At 68.3% G+C, this 16,902-nt stretch carries 14 protein-coding genes; 8 read left to right on the forward strand and 6 right to left on the reverse strand.

Annotated elements, in window-relative coordinates; all coding sequences use genetic code 11:
- Positions 1 to 264 precede the first annotated feature (264 nt).
- The 4 genes from AC1G9C_RS23450 to rmf all read left to right on the forward strand — a co-directional run bounded on the left by AC1G9C_RS23450 (position 265) and on the right by rmf (position 5,064).
- On the forward strand, positions 265 to 2,592 hold the full coding sequence (locus AC1G9C_RS23450; RefSeq protein ID WP_480408945.1) for a Tex family protein: 2,328 nt from the start codon (positions 265 to 267) through the stop codon (positions 2,590 to 2,592).
- On the forward strand, positions 2,589 to 2,975 hold the full coding sequence (locus AC1G9C_RS23455; RefSeq protein WP_445582105.1) for a PaaI family thioesterase: 387 nt from the start codon (positions 2,589 to 2,591) through the stop codon (positions 2,973 to 2,975). Before AC1G9C_RS23450 ends, AC1G9C_RS23455 begins: the two co-directional genes overlap by 4 nt.
- Positions 2,976 to 3,077: 102 nt before the next feature.
- Positions 3,078 to 4,658, forward strand: coding sequence for a glutamate--cysteine ligase (gene gshA / locus AC1G9C_RS23460; protein WP_480408946.1), 1,581 nt, complete (start codon positions 3,078 to 3,080; stop codon positions 4,656 to 4,658).
- A gap of 214 nt (positions 4,659 to 4,872) precedes the next feature.
- Positions 4,873 to 5,064 carry a ribosome modulation factor gene (gene rmf / locus AC1G9C_RS23465; protein WP_021444802.1) on the forward strand — a complete coding sequence of 64 codons (192 nt, stop codon included), beginning with the start codon at positions 4,873 to 4,875 and terminating at the stop codon, positions 5,062 to 5,064.
- Positions 5,065 to 5,149: 85 nt separating this feature from the next.
- On the opposite strand, the gene argA is transcribed toward rmf, so the two are convergent.
- The 4 genes from argA to AC1G9C_RS23485 all read right to left on the reverse strand — a co-directional run bounded on the left by argA (position 5,150) and on the right by AC1G9C_RS23485 (position 9,886).
- Positions 5,150 to 6,448, reverse strand: a complete 1,299-nt coding sequence (gene argA / locus AC1G9C_RS23470) for an amino-acid N-acetyltransferase (protein ID WP_021444801.1) — start codon at positions 6,446 to 6,448, stop codon at positions 5,150 to 5,152.
- Between the two features lie 67 nt (positions 6,449 to 6,515).
- Positions 6,516 to 7,682, reverse strand: coding sequence for an acetylornithine deacetylase (gene argE / locus AC1G9C_RS23475; RefSeq protein ID WP_397486824.1), 1,167 nt, complete (start codon positions 7,680 to 7,682; stop codon positions 6,516 to 6,518).
- Between the two features lie 215 nt (positions 7,683 to 7,897).
- Positions 7,898 to 9,169: an inorganic phosphate transporter gene (locus AC1G9C_RS23480; protein ID WP_457788616.1), complete on the reverse strand. Its 1,272-nt coding sequence runs from the start codon at positions 9,167 to 9,169 to the stop codon at positions 7,898 to 7,900.
- Between the two features lie 39 nt (positions 9,170 to 9,208).
- The gene (locus AC1G9C_RS23485; protein WP_031303132.1) at positions 9,209 to 9,886 is read right to left on the reverse strand and encodes a TIGR00153 family protein; all 678 of its coding nucleotides are present in this window, start codon (positions 9,884 to 9,886) and stop codon (positions 9,209 to 9,211) included.
- Between the two features lie 111 nt (positions 9,887 to 9,997).
- Between AC1G9C_RS23485 and AC1G9C_RS23490 the strand changes: the two genes are divergently transcribed.
- Positions 9,998 to 11,362, forward strand: coding sequence for a CYTH domain-containing protein (locus AC1G9C_RS23490; protein WP_480408947.1), 1,365 nt, complete (start codon positions 9,998 to 10,000; stop codon positions 11,360 to 11,362).
- A gap of 50 nt (positions 11,363 to 11,412) precedes the next feature.
- Here the strand turns inward: AC1G9C_RS23490 and AC1G9C_RS23495 are convergent, their stop codons facing one another.
- Entirely contained in the window at positions 11,413 to 11,880 is a 468-nt protein-coding gene (locus AC1G9C_RS23495; RefSeq protein WP_480408948.1) for an Lrp/AsnC family transcriptional regulator, read from the reverse strand.
- A 127-nt stretch (positions 11,881 to 12,007) separates the two neighbouring features.
- Here AC1G9C_RS23495 and AC1G9C_RS23500 point away from each other — a divergent pair, with 127 nt between their 5' ends.
- Together AC1G9C_RS23500 and tfpB are read left to right on the forward strand one after the other, a co-directional pair.
- A complete protein-coding gene (locus AC1G9C_RS23500; RefSeq protein ID WP_480408949.1) occupies positions 12,008 to 12,343 on the forward strand; it encodes a hypothetical protein in 336 nt (111 codons plus the stop codon).
- 88 nt (positions 12,344 to 12,431) lie between these two features.
- The gene (tfpB, locus tag AC1G9C_RS23505; protein WP_480408950.1) at positions 12,432 to 14,216 is read left to right on the forward strand and encodes a type IV pilus assembly ATPase TfpB; all 1,785 of its coding nucleotides are present in this window, start codon (positions 12,432 to 12,434) and stop codon (positions 14,214 to 14,216) included.
- A 185-nt stretch (positions 14,217 to 14,401) separates the two neighbouring features.
- Here the strand turns inward: tfpB and AC1G9C_RS23510 are convergent, their stop codons facing one another.
- Positions 14,402 to 15,106 carry a murein L,D-transpeptidase catalytic domain family protein gene (locus AC1G9C_RS23510; protein ID WP_480408951.1) on the reverse strand — a complete coding sequence of 235 codons (705 nt, stop codon included), beginning with the start codon at positions 15,104 to 15,106 and terminating at the stop codon, positions 14,402 to 14,404.
- A gap of 129 nt (positions 15,107 to 15,235) precedes the next feature.
- Between AC1G9C_RS23510 and AC1G9C_RS23515 the strand changes: the two genes are divergently transcribed.
- Positions 15,236 to 16,840, forward strand: a complete 1,605-nt coding sequence (locus AC1G9C_RS23515) for a L,D-transpeptidase family protein (RefSeq protein ID WP_480410436.1) — start codon at positions 15,236 to 15,238, stop codon at positions 16,838 to 16,840.
- Positions 16,841 to 16,902 lie beyond the last annotated feature (62 nt).

Consider the following 16,902-nt stretch of genomic DNA (forward strand, 5'->3'; position numbering starts at 1 on the left):
GCTGGAATGGCGGCATTATGGCTCAGGCGCCCTGGCGGGCGCTCCAGCCATTGTTAGCAGATTTTTCCCCGAACGGTTCCCAGCGCCGGCGGATGCGGTGTTTATAATGCGCCGCCGCCTCGACCTGGCAGTCGCGCAGCGCCCCTTCTCCGCCCCTCAGCCGCCATGGCATGGAAGCGGGCCAGGGTGCTCACGGCCAAGTCGACTCAATTGATTCGCGCGCGCCGTGCCGCCGGCATGGCCGCCCTGTGGGTAGCTTTTTTTATGGACAGCATCAACAACCGCATCGCCGAAGAACTGGGCGTGCGCCCGCAACAGGTCGCCGCCGCCGTGGCCCTGCTCGACGAAGGTTCCACCGTGCCCTTTATCGCCCGTTACCGCAAAGAGGTGACCGGCAGCCTCGACGACACCCAGCTGCGCCACCTGGAAGAGCGCCTGCGCTACCTGCGCGAACTGGACGAGCGCCGCGTGGCGATCCTCGCCAGCATCGAGGAACAGGGCAAGCTCACTCCGGAACTCAAGCGCGAGATCGCCCTGGCCGACACCAAGACGCGCCTGGAAGACCTGTATCTGCCGTACAAGCAGAAGCGCCGCACCAAGGGCCAGATCGCCCTGGAAGCCGGCCTCGGCGAGCTGGCCGATGCGCTGTTCGGCAACCCCGAGCTGAGCCCGGAAAGCGAAGCCGAACGCTTTATCGACGCCGACAAGGGCTTCGCCGATGTGAAGGCCGTGCTCGAGGGCGCCAAGTACATCCTGATGGAGCGCTTCGCCGAGGATGCGGGCCTGCTCGACAAGCTGCGCAGCTTCCTCAAGGACCACGCCACCCTCAGCGCCCGCCTGGTGCCGGGCAAGGAAAACGAAGGGGCCAAGTTCAGCGACTACTTCGAGCACGACGAGCCGCTCAAGGGCGTGCCGTCGCACCGCGCCCTGGCGATCTTCCGCGGCCGTAACGAGGGCATCCTCAGCGCCAGCCTGAAGGTCGGCGAGGAGCTGCCCGGCACCCTGCCCCCCTGCGAGCTGATGATCGGCGAGCGCTTCGGCATCAGCGCGCAAGGCCGCGCCGCCGACAAGTGGCTGGCCGAGGTGGTGCGCTGGACCTGGAAGGTCAAGCTGTACAACCACCTGGAAACCGACCTGCTCGGCGAGCTGCGCGAGAAGGCCGAGGACGAGGCCATCGCCGTGTTCGCCCGCAACCTGCACGACCTGCTGCTGGCCGCGCCGGCCGGCCCGCGCGCCACCCTCGCGCTGGACCCGGGCCTGCGTACCGGCTGCAAGGTGGCGGTGGTCGATGCCACCGGCAAGGTGCTGGAAACCGCCACCGTCTACCCGCACGCGCCGCGCAACGACTGGGACGGCACCCTGGCGGTCCTCGCCAAGCTGTGCGCCAAGCACGGCGTCGACCTGATCTCCATCGGCAACGGCACCGCCAGCCGCGAGACCGACAAGCTGGCCGCCGAGCTGATCAAGAAGGTGCCGGGCCTGAAGCTGACCAAGGTGATGGTCTCCGAGGCCGGCGCCTCGGTGTACTCGGCCTCGGAGCTGGCCGCGCGCGAATTCCCCGATCTCGACGTGTCGCTGCGCGGCGCCGTGTCCATCGCCCGCCGCCTGCAGGACCCGCTGGCCGAGCTGGTGAAGATCGACCCGAAATCCATCGGCGTCGGCCAGTACCAGCACGACGTGTCGCAGCTCAAGCTGGCGCGCTCGCTGGACGCGGTGGTCGAGGACTGCGTGAACGCCGTCGGCGTGGATGTGAACACCGCCTCCGCCGCGCTGCTGGCGCGCATCTCCGGGCTGAATGCGACCCTGGCGCAGAATATCGTCGCCCACCGCGACCAGAACGGCGCATTCAAGACCCGCGCCGAGCTGAAGAAGGTGCCGCGCCTGGGCGAGAAGACCTTCGAACAGGCCGCCGGCTTCCTCCGCGTGATGAACGGCGACAACCCGCTGGACGCCTCCGCGGTACACCCGGAAACCTACCCGCTGGTCGAGCGCATCGCCCAGGACACCGGCCGCGACATCCGCTCGCTGATCGGCGACTCGGGCTTTCTCAAGCGCCTCGACCCGGCCAAGTTCACCGACGAGCGCTTCGGCCTGGTCACCGTCGGCGACATCCTCAAGGAGCTGGACAAGCCTGGCCGCGACCCGCGTCCGGAGTTCAAGACCGCCGAGTTCCAGGAAGGCGTGGAAACCCTCAAGGACCTCGAGCTGGGCATGGTGCTGGAAGGCGTGGTGACCAACGTCACCAACTTCGGCGCCTTCGTCGACATCGGCGTGCACCAGGACGGCCTGGTGCATATCAGCGCGCTGTCGGAGAAGTTCATCAAGGACCCGCACGAGGCGGTCAAGGCCGGCGACGTGGTCAAGGTCAAGGTGATGGAGGTGGATATCCCGCGCAACCGCATCGCCCTGTCCATGCGCATGGGCGATACCCCCGGCGAGAAGGTCGACGGCCAACGCGGCGGACAATCGCGCGCTGGCAACCGTGGCGGCAACGCGCCGCGCAGCGAGCGTCATTCCAGCCAGGACAAACCGGCCCCCGCCAGCGGCGGCATGGCCGCCCTGTTCGCCAACGCCAAGCAGTTGAAGAAATGAGCACAAGCGACAAGGTCGGCGCCAGCAGCGCCTTTTCCCGCCTGCTCGGCCTGGAGATTCTCCAGGTCGGCGGCGGCGAGGCGCGTGTGCGCCTGAGCCTCACCGACGAGCTGCGCAACCTGCACGGCAAGCTGCACGGCGGCGCACTGTTCTCGCTGATCGACACCGCCATGGGCCAGGCCAGCCACAGCCTCGGCGATGGCGGGCCGAGCAGCGTGACCCTGGAGTGCAAGATCAACTACATCCGCCCGGTGTCCGAAGGCAGCGTGCTGTGCCACGCCAAGGTGCTGCACGCCGGTCGCCGTACCCAGGTGGTGGAAGCGGAAGTGCTGCAGGGCGACAAGCTGGTCGCCAAGGCACAAGGCACCTTCGCCTGCGTGTAATCGGCACCGCTCGGGCTGGTCTAACCTGGGTAACCGCTCGCCCCTTGCAGAGTGCCGGGGCGATCCCCATATTGTGGCGACTGCCCAGTTAGGAAGTGCATCTTGAGCGACCTTCTCTCCCGCCGCCTGGCCCTGCTCGGCGAGCCGGCCCACCTGTCCCTGCTGGGCCAGTGCCTGCACGGCATCGAACGCGAATGCCTGCGCATCGACCAGGACGGCCAGCTGGCCCTGACCCCGCATCCGCAGGGGCTGGGCTCGGCGCTGACCCATGCGCAGATCACCACCGACTATTCCGAATCGCTGCTGGAATTCATCACCGGCACCGCCACCGACCCGGCGGCCACCCTCGACGAGCTGGAACGCATCCACCGCTTCGCCTACGCCAAGCTGGGCGACGAGCTGCTGTGGAGCCCGTCGATGCCCTGCGCCTTGCCGGATGAAGAAACTATCCCTATCGCCCGCTACGGCAGCTCCAATATCGGCCGGCTCAAGTACGTCTACCGCAAGGGCCTGGCGCTGCGCTACGGCAAGACCATGCAGTGCATCGCCGGCATTCACTACAACTTCTCCCTGCCCGAGGGCCTGTGGCAGCTGCAACAGCAGGCCGAAGGCGACACGCAGAGCGCGCGCGACTACCAGTCGGCGCGCTATATCGCGCTGATCCGCAACTTCCGCCGCTACAGCTGGCTCTTGATGTACCTGTTCGGTGCCTCGCCGGCGCTGGACAAAGGCTTCATGCGCGGCCGCCCGCACCAGTTGCAGGAACTGGACGCCAGCACCCTGTACCTGCCCCATGCCACCAGCCTGCGCATGAGCGATCTGGGCTACCAGAGCAGCGCCCAGTCCGGCCTGACCCCCTGCTACAACGACCTGGCCAGCTACACCGACAGCCTGCGCCTGGCCGTGGCCACGCCCTACCCGGCCTATGTCGAGGCCGGCATCAAACGCGACGGCGAGTGGCTGCAGCTGAACACCAACATCCTGCAGATCGAGAACGAGTACTACTCGAGCATCCGCCCCAAGCGCGTCACCCGCAGCGGCGAACGGCCGATCCAGGCGCTGATGAGCCGCGGCGTGCAGTACGTGGAAGTGCGCTGCCTGGACATCAACCCCTTCCTGCCGCTGGGCCTTGACCTCAGCGAATCGCGCTTTATCGACGCCTTCCTGCTGTTCTGCGCGCTGGCGGACAGCCCGCTGCTGGAAGGCGGCGAGTGCCGCAGCTGCACCGACAACTTCCTCAAGGTGGTCAAGGAAGGCCGCCGTCCCGGCCTGCACCTGCAGCGCGACGGCCGCCCGGTGGAACTCAAGACCTGGGCCCTGGAGCTGATCGAGCAGATCCGCCCGCTGGCCGAGCTGCTCGACCGCAGCCAGGGCGGCGCGGCGCACGGCGAGGCCCTGGCGGCGCAACAGACCAAGGTCGAGGACGCCGACCTGACGCCCTCGGCGCAGGTGCTGGCGGCGCTGCGCCAGGGCACCAGCTTCGCCGACTTCGCCCTGCAGCAGAGCCGGCGCCACGCCGAGTACCTGCGCAGCCGGCCGCTCGACACCGAGCAGCAGGCCGCGTTCGAGCAGGCCGCGCAGCGCTCGCTGGCCGAACAGGCCGAGCTGGAAGCCCAGCCGCAAGGCGACTTCGATGCCTTCGTCGCCGCCTACCAGGCCAGCATCCTGGCCCTGGCGGTGTAAGGGGGCTACGCCCTGTGGGGTGGGCCGGGCGGCGATCCGCTTGCGCCCCTGACGCCCCATTCCGCGGGAGCAACGGCCCCTGGCCGGCGCCGAGCGAGATTCGTCGACTGCATCACAAAGGCCGCCAACGGAGCAAAAGCCGGGATGGGCGGCCGCGTCGCGGCGCGCCCGGGCGGCTAGCATGGCGGGTAACGGATGCAGACGAGCAGCGCCCATGGCCGACGACGCCACGCCGCAATGGAGCCTGGAGAGCCTGACCAAGGCCTACCAGCAAGGCTATATGGCCGGCCTCACCGGCCAGGCCAAAGACCGCCAACCCTACCCCGACGAAGTCCCCGCCGCGGCCTGGGAGGCCGGCTGGGACGACGGCTTCGAGCAGCTGCGCCTGCAGCAGCACAGCGCCTGAGGTTCTGCACGCATCGTGGGAGGGGCTTTAGCCGCGACCGGTCAACCAAGTCGCGGCTAAAGCCCCTCCCAGCGCATTCGCCCCTCTACAAGGTCTTCTCGAACACCTTGGAATTGCGCTGGTAGTTGTACAGCGAGGCGCGCGCCGCCGGCATGCGTTCGACGCTGCTCGGCTCGAAGCCGCGCTCGCGGAACCAGTGGGCGGTGCGTGTGGTGAGCACGAACAGGGTCTTGAGCCCCAGCGCCCGCGCCCGCGCCTCGATCCGCGCCAGCAGCTCGTCGCCGCGGCCGCCGTGGCGATAATCCGGGTTGACCGCCAAACAGGCCAGCTCGCCGCAGTCGGAGTCGGCCAGCGGATAGAGCGCGGCGCAGGCGATGATCAGCCCCTCGCGCTCGACGACGCTGAACTGCTCGATCTCGCGCTCCAGCACCTCGCGCGAACGGCGCACCAGGATGCCCTGCTCCTCCAGCGGGCTGATCAGCTCGATCAGCCCGCCGACGTCCTCGATGGTCGCCTCGCGCAACGACTCGAACTGCTCCTGGGCCACCAGGGTGCCGTTGCCGGTGCGGGTGAACAGCTCGCTGAGCAACGCGCCGTCGGTGGCGTAGCTGACGATATGGCTGCGCTTGACGCCGCCACGGCAGGCCTCGGCCGCGGCATCGAGCAACTCGCCCTGGTAGTTGCTGCCCAGGCGCGCCAGGTGCGCCGGCACCTGCTGCGGGCGCAATTCGCGCACCAGCTGGCCGTGCTCGTCGAGCAGGCCGTCCTCGGCACCGAACAGCAGCAGCTTGTCCGCCCCCAGGTCGATGGCGGCGCGGGTGGCGACGTCTTCGCAGGCCAGGTTGAAGATTTCCCCGGTGGGCGAGTAGCCGAGCGGCGACAGCAGCACGATGCTGCGCTCGTCGAGCTGGCGGTTGATGCCCTTGCGGTCGATGCGGCGCACCTCGCCGGTGTGGTGGTAATCCACGCCGTCGAGCACGCCGATCGGCCGCGCGGTGACGAAGTTGCCGCTGGTCAGGCGCAGGCGCGAGCCCTGCATCGGCGAGGCGGCCATATCCATCGACAGGCGCGCCTCGATGGCGATGCGCAGCTGGCCGACGGCGTCGATCACGCACTCCAGGGTCGGCCCGTCGGTGATGCGCAGGTCACGGTGATAGTGCGGGGTCAGCCCGCGGGCGGCCAGGCGCGCCTCGATCTGCGGGCGCGAGCCGTGCACCAGCACCAGACGCACGCCGAGGCTGTGCAGCAACACCAGGTCGTGGACGATATTGGCGAAGTTCGGGTGGGCGATGCCCTCGCCGGGCAGCATGACCACGAAGGTGCAGTCGCGGTGGGCGTTGATATAGGGCGAAGCGTGGCGTAACCAGTTGACGTAGTCGTGCATGAGAGATCCGTGTGAGCGTCGAGACAGGGGGCGGGTCAAGCCGCCATGGCAGGTTCGAAGGCTTCTCTCATCGTCGCAGCACGTCTTCGCTCCGACTCAGGCAATAGTGTTGGATCAGTTGGCGCAGCAACTGCACGGTCGGCTCGATCCGCGCCAGTTCCAGGTGCTCGCCGGGCTGGTGGGCGCAGTCGATGTCGCCGGGGCCGAGCACCAGGGTCTCGCAGCCCAGCTGCTGCAGATAAGGCGCCTCGGTGCCGAACCCCACCGCCTGCGCCGCGTGCCCGGTGAGGCGTTCGGCCAGACGCACCAGTTCGGCGTCGGCGGCCTGCTCGAACGGCGGCACCGCCGGGAACAGCGGGCCGTAGTCGATGCGCACCTGGTGCTTGAGCGCCAAGGGCTGCAGCTTGCCGCGAATCGCCGCGCGCAGCTGCTCCGGGTCCATCCCCGGCAGCGGGCGCAGGTCGAACTCCAGCGCGCACTGGCCGCAGATGCGGTTGGGGTTGTCGCCGCCATGGATGCAGCCGAGGTTCAGGGTCGGTTGCGGCACGCCGAACTGCGGGTTGTTGAACTCGCGCTGCCACTGCGCGCGCAGGCCGCGCAGCTCGCCCATGACGTCCTGCATGGCCTCCAGCGCGCTATGGCCGAGACTGGGGTCGGAGGAATGGCCGCTCTGGCCGAGGATATCGATGCGCTCCATCATCACCCCCTTGTGCAGGCGGATGGGCTTGAGGCCGGTCGGCTCGCCGATCACCGCGGCGCGCCCCAGCGGCCGCCCGGCCTCGGCCAGGGCGCGGGCGCCGGCCATCGAGCTTTCTTCGTCGCAGGTAGCGAGAATCAGCAGCGGTTGCTGGAAGGGCTGATCGAGCAAGGGCCGCACGGCCTCGATGGCCAGGGCGAAGAAGCCCTTCATGTCGCAACTGCCGAGGCCGACCCAGCGTCCGTCGACCTCGGTCAGCTTGAGCGGGTCGCTCTGCCACAGGGCGGCGTCGAACGGCACGGTGTCGCTGTGGCCGGCCAGCACCAGGCCGCCGGGGCCGCTGCCGTAGCTGGCCAGCAGGTTGAACTTGCCGGGGGCGATCTGCTGGGTTTCGCAGGCGAAGCCGAGGTCGCCGAGCCAGGCGGCGAGCAGCTCGATCACCGGCCGGTTGCTCTGATCCCAGTGCGGCTGGGTGCAGCTCACCGACGGCGCGGCGATCAGCGCGGCGAATTGCTCTTGGAAGGACGGCAGCGGCATCGGTGCTCTCCTTGGACGGTGTCCCAATCATAGGGGCATCGTCGGCCAGGGGCACCTCTAAAAACTACCTGCGTTGTCATCGCTGCGTTGAAAGCAGGCTCAGAAGCTCATTTACAGCTCGTAAACCCGAATGCGGGCCCAGTGCGTTCTTCGCCTGCTTTCGCCTTGCGCTGACTGCCTCGCCTACGTTTTTAGAGGCCCCCTAACGGGAACCGTCAGACGCCGCCGAATAGCCCGCGCAGGATAAAGAAGAACAGGATCGACAGCGCCGCACCCACCGGCAGGGTGATGATCCAGGACAGGAAGATCTTGCCGATCATGCCCAGGTTCAGCGCACCGATACCGCGCGCCAGACCGACGCCGAGAATGGCGCCGACTAGGGTGTGGGTGGTGGACACCGGCAGGCCCAGGCCGGAGGCGCTGACCACGGTGGTGGCGGCGGCCAGCTCGGCGGCGAAGCCGCGGCTGGGGGTCAGCTCGGTGATTTCCTTGCCGATGGTGGCGATCACCTTGTAGCCGTAGGTGGCCAGGCCGACCACGATGCCCACCGCGCCGAGCAGCAGAATCCAGCCCGGCACCAGGGACTTCTCGCCGGCGGCCAGGTCGCCGCCGCTCTGGATCACGCCGACGATGGCCGCCAGCGGACCGACCGCGTTGGCCACGTCGTTGGAGCCGTGGGCGAAGGCCATGGCGCAGGCGGTGAAGATCATCAGCACGGCGAACACCTTCTCCACGCTGGCGAAATGGAAGGCCTTGTCGGCTTCGGCGTCGACATGAATGCGGCTGAGCAGGGCGATGCCGAGCAGCATGACGGCAGCGCCGATGCCCAGCGAAAGCATGAAGCCTTCACTGCTGGAGAGGTTCAGGCCGACGTGCTTGAGGCCCTTGGTCATGGTCATCAGCGAGATCATGAAACCGGTGAGGAACATGTACAGCGGCACGTAGCGCTTGGCATTGAGGAAGGGGTTGTCGGTGTCGATGATCAGCTTCTGCACGCTGACGAACAGGCCGAAGGAGATGATCCCGGCGAGCAGCGGGGTGACCACCCAGCTGGCGACGATGGGGCCGACGCCGCCCCAGTGCACCGCATCCACCGACACGCCGACCGCGGCGAAGCCGATCACCGCGCCGACGATGGTATGGGTGGTGGATACCGGCCAGCCCTTGGTCGAGGCCACCAGCAGCCAGCTGCCGGCCGCCAGCAACGCCGACATCATGCCCAGCACCATCAGGTTGGGGCTGATCAGCGAAGCATCGACGATGCCGTTCTTGATGGTTTCGGTGACTTCACCGCCGGCCAGGTAGGCGCCGCAGAACTCGAAGACCATGGCGATGATGATCGCCTGTTTGATAGTCAGTGCACGCGAGCCAACGGATGTACCCATGGCATTGGCTACATCGTTGGCCCCAACACCCCAGGCCATGAAAAAACCGAAAAGGCAGGCAAGAACGAGCAGAATCAGCCCGTAGTCCGCAATCAGAGACATAAGTTAGTTTTCCGTAGATCCCAGAAAGGACACTGGCGCTTAGCGCGCCAGCAGTTGTTCCAGTCGGTTGCCCACACGTTGGGCGCGGTCGGCGACATCGCCGATCCAGTCAATGATCTGATAGAGGAACATCACATCGACCGGGGGAAGGTCCTTCTCCAGCTTGAACAGGTTGCGGCGCACCTCGATCTGCAGGCGATCGGTGTCCTGCTCGATCACGCCCAGCTCCTCGATCAGGGTCTCCACCAGCACCGCTTCGCGGCCGGCGAAGCCGGTTTCCAGCAGCTCGTCCAGCTCGTTCATCGCCTTCAGCGCCTGGGCGCTGGCATCCACGCTGCGCTGCACGTAGGTGCGCATCAACGGCTGCAGCGCCTGCGGAATGGCCATCTGGCGGCCGAGCATCAGCCCGGCGATGTCCTTGGCACGGTTGGCGACTTTGTCCTGTACACTGAGCAGCTCCAGCAGGTCCGAGCGCGGCACCGGCAGGAACAGACTCTTGGGCAGGTGCAGGCGCACGCTTTTCTTCAGCTTGTCGGCCTCGTGCTCGAGCCGGGACATCTCCTGTTGCACCTGTTCCACCCGATCCCAGTCCTCGGCCATCACGGCCTCGAAGAAGGGCACCAGGTTCGCCGCGCACTCATTGGCCTTGGCGATATGCTGTTGCATGGGGCCGATGGGTGAACGACCGAACAGGCTGACAAAGGGATTGATAGGCATAGGGTAAGCCCCCGTTTTGAGAAGGCGGCAAGTATAGGGATCGCCTTCGTCTATCGCCAGCGCGCGTCATCGGACTGTCATATTTTCATACAAGGCACCTCGCTTCCGACCATGGTCAAAGAAACCGAAATCAAACTGCGCGCCAGCCGTGCCACCCTGGCCGCCCTGCGCGAACACCCGCTGCTGAAGAAGCGCAACAAGAGCGGCTGGCAGCGCGCCGAGTTGTTCAACCAGTACTACGACACCCCGGCCCGCGAGCTGGCCGGGGCCCGTGTCGCGCTGCGCCTGCGCCGCGACGGCGAGCAATATATCCAGACCCTGAAGACCCGCGGCCAGAGCGTCGCCGGCCTGTCCGAACGCAACGAATGGGACTGGTACCTGGCCAAACCCAAGCTGGACCTGAAGAAGCTCGACGACAGCTGCTGGCCGGCCAGCCTGGCCGAGCTGGACAAGAAGACCCTGCAGCCGCTGTTCACCACCGATTTCGTTCGCGAGAAGGCCGAGATCGCCTGGGGCCGCGGCAAGGCCAAGGTGGTCATCGAGGCCGCCCTGGACCTGGGCAAGGTGATCGCCGGCGAGGGCGAGGAAGAAATCTGCGAGCTGGAGCTGGAACTGCGCCAGGGCGAACCGGCGGCGCTGCTGGAGCTGGCCTGCGAACTGGCCGCCGAGCTGCCGCTGATGCCCTGCGACATCAGCAAGGCCGAGCGCGGCTACCGCCTGTTCGACGCCGGCAGCTACAGCCTGAGCCTGCCGGCGCCGCAGCCGAGCGCCGAGATGCCCCTGGACGATGCCTTCGCCGCCCTCGCCTGGCACCTGCTCGGCGCCAGCCAGCGCCTGGCCGAGCAATACCGCTTCAACGGACACTGGAGCCTGCTGCAGGACTGGCTGCAGCAACTGGTCGACCTGCGCGCGCTGCTCGCCAGCCTCGGCCAGGCCGCGCCGCGCGCCAGCTCGCGGGAACTGCGCGAGCAGCTCGACGCCCTGCTGGCCGACTGGCGCCCGCGCCTGGCCGCCGGCCAGCTGGACGACAGCATGCGGCGCAACGCCCCGGCGCTGTTCGCCGCCGAGCTGGACGGCTGCCGCTGGGGCCTGCTGTCACTGCAGCTGTCGCACTGGCTGCTGAACCGCGGCTGGACCGCCGCGCGCAACAACCGCGGCAACCGCCAGGGCGGCGCGGCGCTGGGCAACTGGCTGCCGACCCTGCTCGCCGAGGAAGGCGCGGCGCTGCAACTGCGCCGCTACCAGCAGCAACCGGAAGACCTGGCCGAGCAGCTGCCGCGTCTCGAGCGCCTGCTGGTCTGGCTGCGCCTGGCCCGCGGCGTGCTCGAGGTGGCCGAGGTCGACCGCCTGTACGGCGAGCTGAACAAGTTCCAGTTGCTGGCCCAGCAGCCGCTGGACGAAGAGCAACGCCAACTGCGCGCCAGCCAGGCGCAGATCCTGCAAAGCCTGAAGCCCTGGAAGGCGCTGGTGAAATAAATCCCCGGGCCGCCTCCGGGCGCCCGGATTAGGCGGCCGCGCAGCACCGCCTAAGCCAACGGCAAGCTGGTGGTGGACTTGATCTCCGACAGGGCGACGATGGAGTTGACCTCCTGGATGCCCGGCACCAGCGACAGCTTCTCGAAGAAGAAGCGCTCGTAGGCCTCGATGTCGCGGGTGACGATGCGCAGCATGAAGTCCACCGCGCCCATCAGTACGTGACACTCCAGCACCTCGGGAAACTCGCGCATGGCCTCGGCGAACTCGGTGAGGTTGGAGCGGCCGTGGGCGTTGAGCTTGACCTGGGCGAACACCTGGGTGTGCAGGCCGACCTTCTTGCGCTCGAGCAGGGTCACCTGGCGGCGGATCACCCCCTCCTCCTTGAGCCGCTGGATGCGCCGCCAGCAGGGCGATTGCGACAGGCCGACGCGCTCGGCGATCTCGGCGGTGGAGAGGCCGGCGTCCTCCTGCAGCAGGGCGAGAATGCGCTGGTCGTAAACATCCAGGACGACGGACATAAAAATTCCTCGATAACGGCAGTCAACGGCAAGACTATCCACAAAACTCGGGTTTTCACAGAAAACCAGGCAGAACTTTTGCCGCGCGAAGGGCGAAACTGGAGCAAATCCACCGCGAGATGCCGCCATGCCCGACGCCACGCCCTTCCCCGCTCCGCACAGCCGCCGCGATCCCTGGCAGGATCGCCCCGAGTCGGCCGTCGAATACCACCTGCGCACCGAGGCCGAGGCCGACGTGCTGTGTCGCCTGCTCGGCCTGTTCGCCCAGTTGCAGCTGCTGCCGCAACAGCTGCAGGTGCTGCGCCAGGACGGCGACCTGCAGGTGCGGCTGCAGCTGCACGGCCTGTCGCTGCATCGCGCCGGGGTGCTGGCGGAGAAACTGCGCGGCCTGGTGTGCGTCTGGCAGGTCGACTGGCGGCAGCTGGATCACAGCCCGGAGCAGGCGGCGCTGCGCACTGGGTAATGGGTCACGCCGGGGCCTTAGCCCCGTCCGCGCTTTTCGGGCATCCTAGCGGCTACGCTTGTTCAGGCCGAACCACCGAGGAGCCCGCATGTCCGCCTTCGCCACCACCGCCCAAGACCGCGTACTGGATCTCGGCGACCTGCTGCGCGAGCTGGTCGCCCAGGGCCGGGTCGATCAGGACGCGGCCGAGCAGTGCCTGGCGATTCGCCGCAGTTCGCTGAACCACCAGCAGCACCCGCTGGAGTTTCTCGCCGCGCAGCAGGTCGACGACCTCAGCCGCCCGGGCAAGAAGCTCGACCTGGAGAGCCTCACCGTCTGGCTGGCGCAGTTCGCCGGCCAGCCCTACCTGCGCATCGACCCGCTGAAGATCGATGTCGCCGCCATCACCCCACTGATGTCCTACGCCTTCGCCCAACGGCACAAGATTCTCGCCGTGGCGGTGGATGCCGAGAGCGTGACCATCGCCAGCAGCCAGCCGCTGGTGCACAGCTGGGAAGCCAACCTGGTGCACGTGCTCAAGCGCCCGATCAAGCGGGTGGTGGCCAACCCGGCGGACATCCAGCGCTTTACCGTGGAGTTCTACCGCCTGGCCCGCTCGGTCAGCGGCGCCACCTCGGTGGATCAGAAGATCAGCGGCGTCGGCAACTTCGAGCAACTGCTCAGCCTCGGCGCCCAGGACCAGGAGCCGGACGCCAACGACGCGCATATCGTCAATATCGTCGACTGGCTGTTCCAGTACGCCTTCCAGCAGCGTGCCAGCGATATCCATATCGAGCCGCGCCGCGAACAGGGCAGCGTGCGCTTTCGCATCGACGGCGTGCTGCACACCGTCTACCAGTTCCCGCCGCAGGTGACCATGGCGGTGGTCAGCCGCCTCAAGTCCCTGGGCCGGATGAACGTGGCGGAGAAACGCAAGCCGCAGGACGGCCGGGTCAAGACCAAGACCCCGGACGGCGGCGAGGTGGAGCTGCGCCTGTCGACCCTGCCCACCGCCTTCGGCGAGAAGATGGTGATGCGTATCTTCGACCCCGAGGTGCTGCTGAAGAGCCCGGACCAGCTGGGTTTCTCCGCCGACGACCTGCGCCGCTGGGAGAGCATGACCCGCCAGCCCAACGGCATCATCCTGGTCACCGGGCCGACCGGCTCGGGCAAGACCACCACGCTGTACACCACGCTCAAGCAGCTGGCCACCGCCGAGGTCAACGTCTGCACCATCGAGGACCCGATCGAGATGATCGAGGGCGCCTTCAACCAGATGCAGGTGCAGCACAATATCGACCTGACCTTCGCCAGCGGCGTGCGCGCGCTGATGCGCCAGGACCCGGACATCATCATGGTCGGCGAGATCCGCGACCTGGAGACCGCGGAAATGGCGATCCAGGCGGCGCTCACCGGCCACCTGGTGCTGTCGACCCTGCATACCAACGACGCGCCGAGCGCCATCACCCGCCTGCTCGAACTGGGCGTGCCGCACTACCTGCTCAAGGCCACCATCCTCGGCGTCATGGCCCAGCGCCTGGTGCGCACCCTGTGCCCGCACTGCAAGGCGCCGCTGCAACTGGACGAGGACGGCTGGCAGAGCCTGACCAAACCCTGGAGCGCGCCGCTGCCGACCGGCGCGCAGCAGGCCGTGGGCTGCCTGGAATGCCGCGACACCGGCTACCGCGGCCGCGCCGGGGTGTACGAGATCATGCTGCTGAGCGATGCGATCAAGCCGCTGATCACCGCCGACACCGACCTCGTCGCCCTGCGCCGCGCGGCGTTCAAGGAAGGCATGCGCAGCCTGCGCCTGTCCGGCGCGCAGAAGGTCGCCGCCGGCCTGACCACCATCGAGGAAGTGCTGCGGGTGACCCCGCAGAGCGAGCAGAAGTGACGCATCCGGGGCGCAACGCTCGGCTGACTGTGTAGGTTGGGCTGAGGAGCCTGCGACGAAGCCCAACAGGCGATGGTCGGCGCGACGACGGCACCAGACCGGGCATCGGCGCGTGAGGACGCCTTACGGACGCCGGGCGGAGTGCTGCGCACTCCCCGTTGGGCTTCGCTGCGCTCAGCGCCAACCTACCCCTCGCCAGCGCGGCTCAATGCCGCCATCTGCTGCGGCTTGCACGCCAGGTAGGCCGAGCCCGCCAGCCAGCTCGGGTCGGAATGCCAGGCGAAGAGGAACTGGCCGCCCTTGAGCTGATCGACCACCAGCCGCGCCACCTCGCGGCGCACCGCCGGACAACCCAGGCTGCGGCCGATGCGGCCATGCCGCTGCACCCAGCGCGGGTTCACGTAGTCGGCGCCGTGGATGACGATCGCACGTTCGCGCGCCAGGTCGTTGAGGCCGGGCTCCAGGCCGTCCATGCGCAGCGAATAGCCGTGCTTGCCGCGGTAGCTCTCGGCGGTGCGGAACAGGCCGAGGCTGGTCTGGTGGCTGCCCAGGTCGTTGGAGAAGGCCTCGGCGAAGTTCTCCCCGGAGCGCCGGCCATGGGCGACGAAGTCGCGCAGCAGCAGGCGCTTGCGTTGCAGGTCGAAGATCCACAGGCGGCGCTCGGTCGACGGCCGCGAATAGTCGATCACCGCCAGGCGCCGGGCATCGCCGGCCCCATGGTTGACCGCGCACTGCATGGCCGCCAGGGCATGGCGCAGCGCCTGCGGCTCGAGCCCGGGAGCCTGCCGCGCCAGCTCGGCGAACAGCCCATCCTGCGCCGCGCTCGCCCACAGCGGCGCACCGAGCAACCACAAACCCGCCAACCAGCACCGGCCGATACGTCCAAACATCTGCGTAATCACCTCTGCGCACAGACTCCGGGACGTCCTGTCGCTGAATCCCATGGCGGCCCGCCTATACTGGACGCGCGGCGCCGACCCGGGTGGCGCCTTTTCTGAGCCAAGGACTGGAGCAGTATGTTGTTCAAAAAACGTGCATCTTACCTGAGCGGCCTGCTGCTCACCCTGCCACTGGTCGCCACCACGGATGCCGCCGCCAGCGCCGACCTGCGCCCGTTGCTGGAGCAGCTGCCGCAGCACTGCGCACCCTTACCGACAAATCTAGACGATAACGCGCGCCAGCAACTGCGCGACTTCTACGCCCAGCGCGAGAACCAGCCGGCCTGGGCCGACGCCAGCCGACGCCAGCAGCTCGCGGCGCAGCTTGCCGCCCTCGCCGACGACGGCCTGGAGCCCGACGAATACGCCCTGCCCGCGTACGACGGCCCGTGCAGCGAGCTGCTGCACAGCCACAGCTACCTGCAGGCGCTACTCCATCTGCGGCGCGGGCGCCTGCCACCGCCGCGCCAGGAAAGCCTGTGGCATTCGCCCGCCAACCCGCTGCCGGACCTGCGCCTGGCCACCCTGTCGCTCGCCCTGCTGCACCTGCAGGCACCGGCCGAGGCCTTCGCCGCGGCGCGCCCGGCCGGCATCGCCTACCGCCGCCTGCGCGCCGCCTACGCCGAATTGCGCCAGCGGCCGCTGGCCGACTGGCAACCCCTGGCCGACGGCCCGCTGCTCAAGGCGCAGCGCCGCGATGCACGGGTGCCGGCGCTGCGCGAACGCCTGCGCGCCGAGGGCTACCTGAGCGTGACGACGGTTGCCGGCGAAGCCTTCGACCCGGCCACGGTGCTGGCCCTGCAGGCCTTCCAGGACGACCACGGGCTGAATCCCGATGGCATCCTCGGCCCGGCCAGCCTGGCCGAACTGAACGTCGCCGCGCCGATGCGCCGCGCCCAGCTGCGCATCAACCTGGAGCGCCTGCGCTGGCTGGCCGACGACCTGGCCGCGACCGAGGTGCTGATCAACGTCGCTGCCGCCGAGCTGCTGGTGCTGCGCCAGCAACGGGTGCTGTGGCGCACCCGCACCCAGGTCGGCCGCGCCGGTCGCGAAACGCCGCTGCTGGCCTCGCGCATCCAGCGTCTGACGCTCAACCCCACCTGGACGGTGCCGCCGACCATCCTGCGCGAGGACAAGCTGCCGGCGATCCGCGACGATCTCGCCTACCTCGCCCAGCAGGAGCTCAGCGTGCTCGATCGCGACGGCCAGCCGCTCGACCCGGAGCTGGTGGACTGGGACAACCCCGGCGCCATCGTCCTGCGCCAGGCCGCCGGCACGCGCAACCCGCTGGGCCGGGTGGCGCTGCGCTTCGCCAACCCCTTCGCGGTGTACCTGCACGACACCCCCAGCCAGCGCCTGTTCGACAAGTCGCCGCGGGTGTTCAGCTCCGGCTGCGTGCGCGTCGAGGCAGTGGGCACCCTGCTGGCCTGGCTGCTCCGGCCGCAGGAGCTGGAGCCGGTGCAGCAGCGCATCGCCAGCGGCAAGACCCAGGAATACCGCCTGCAGCAGCCGGTGCCGCTGCTGATCGCCTACTGGACGGTGGAGGCGCGCAGCGACGGCACCCTGCGCTACGCCCCCGACATCTATGCCCGCGACGCCCAGCTGATCGCCGCCCTGGCCCGCGCGCAAGGCCTGAGCGCTGCATCTCAGCCCGATATGCAGCGCGCCATCGCCGCCAGGCAGTGAGAAGGGGTCGGCGGCAATTGGCCAGCGGCTATGCTTAGATGCCGACAAGGCCGTTCGTCACG

The sequence above is a fragment of the Pseudomonas sp. ABa2 genome (assembly GCF_056676075.1).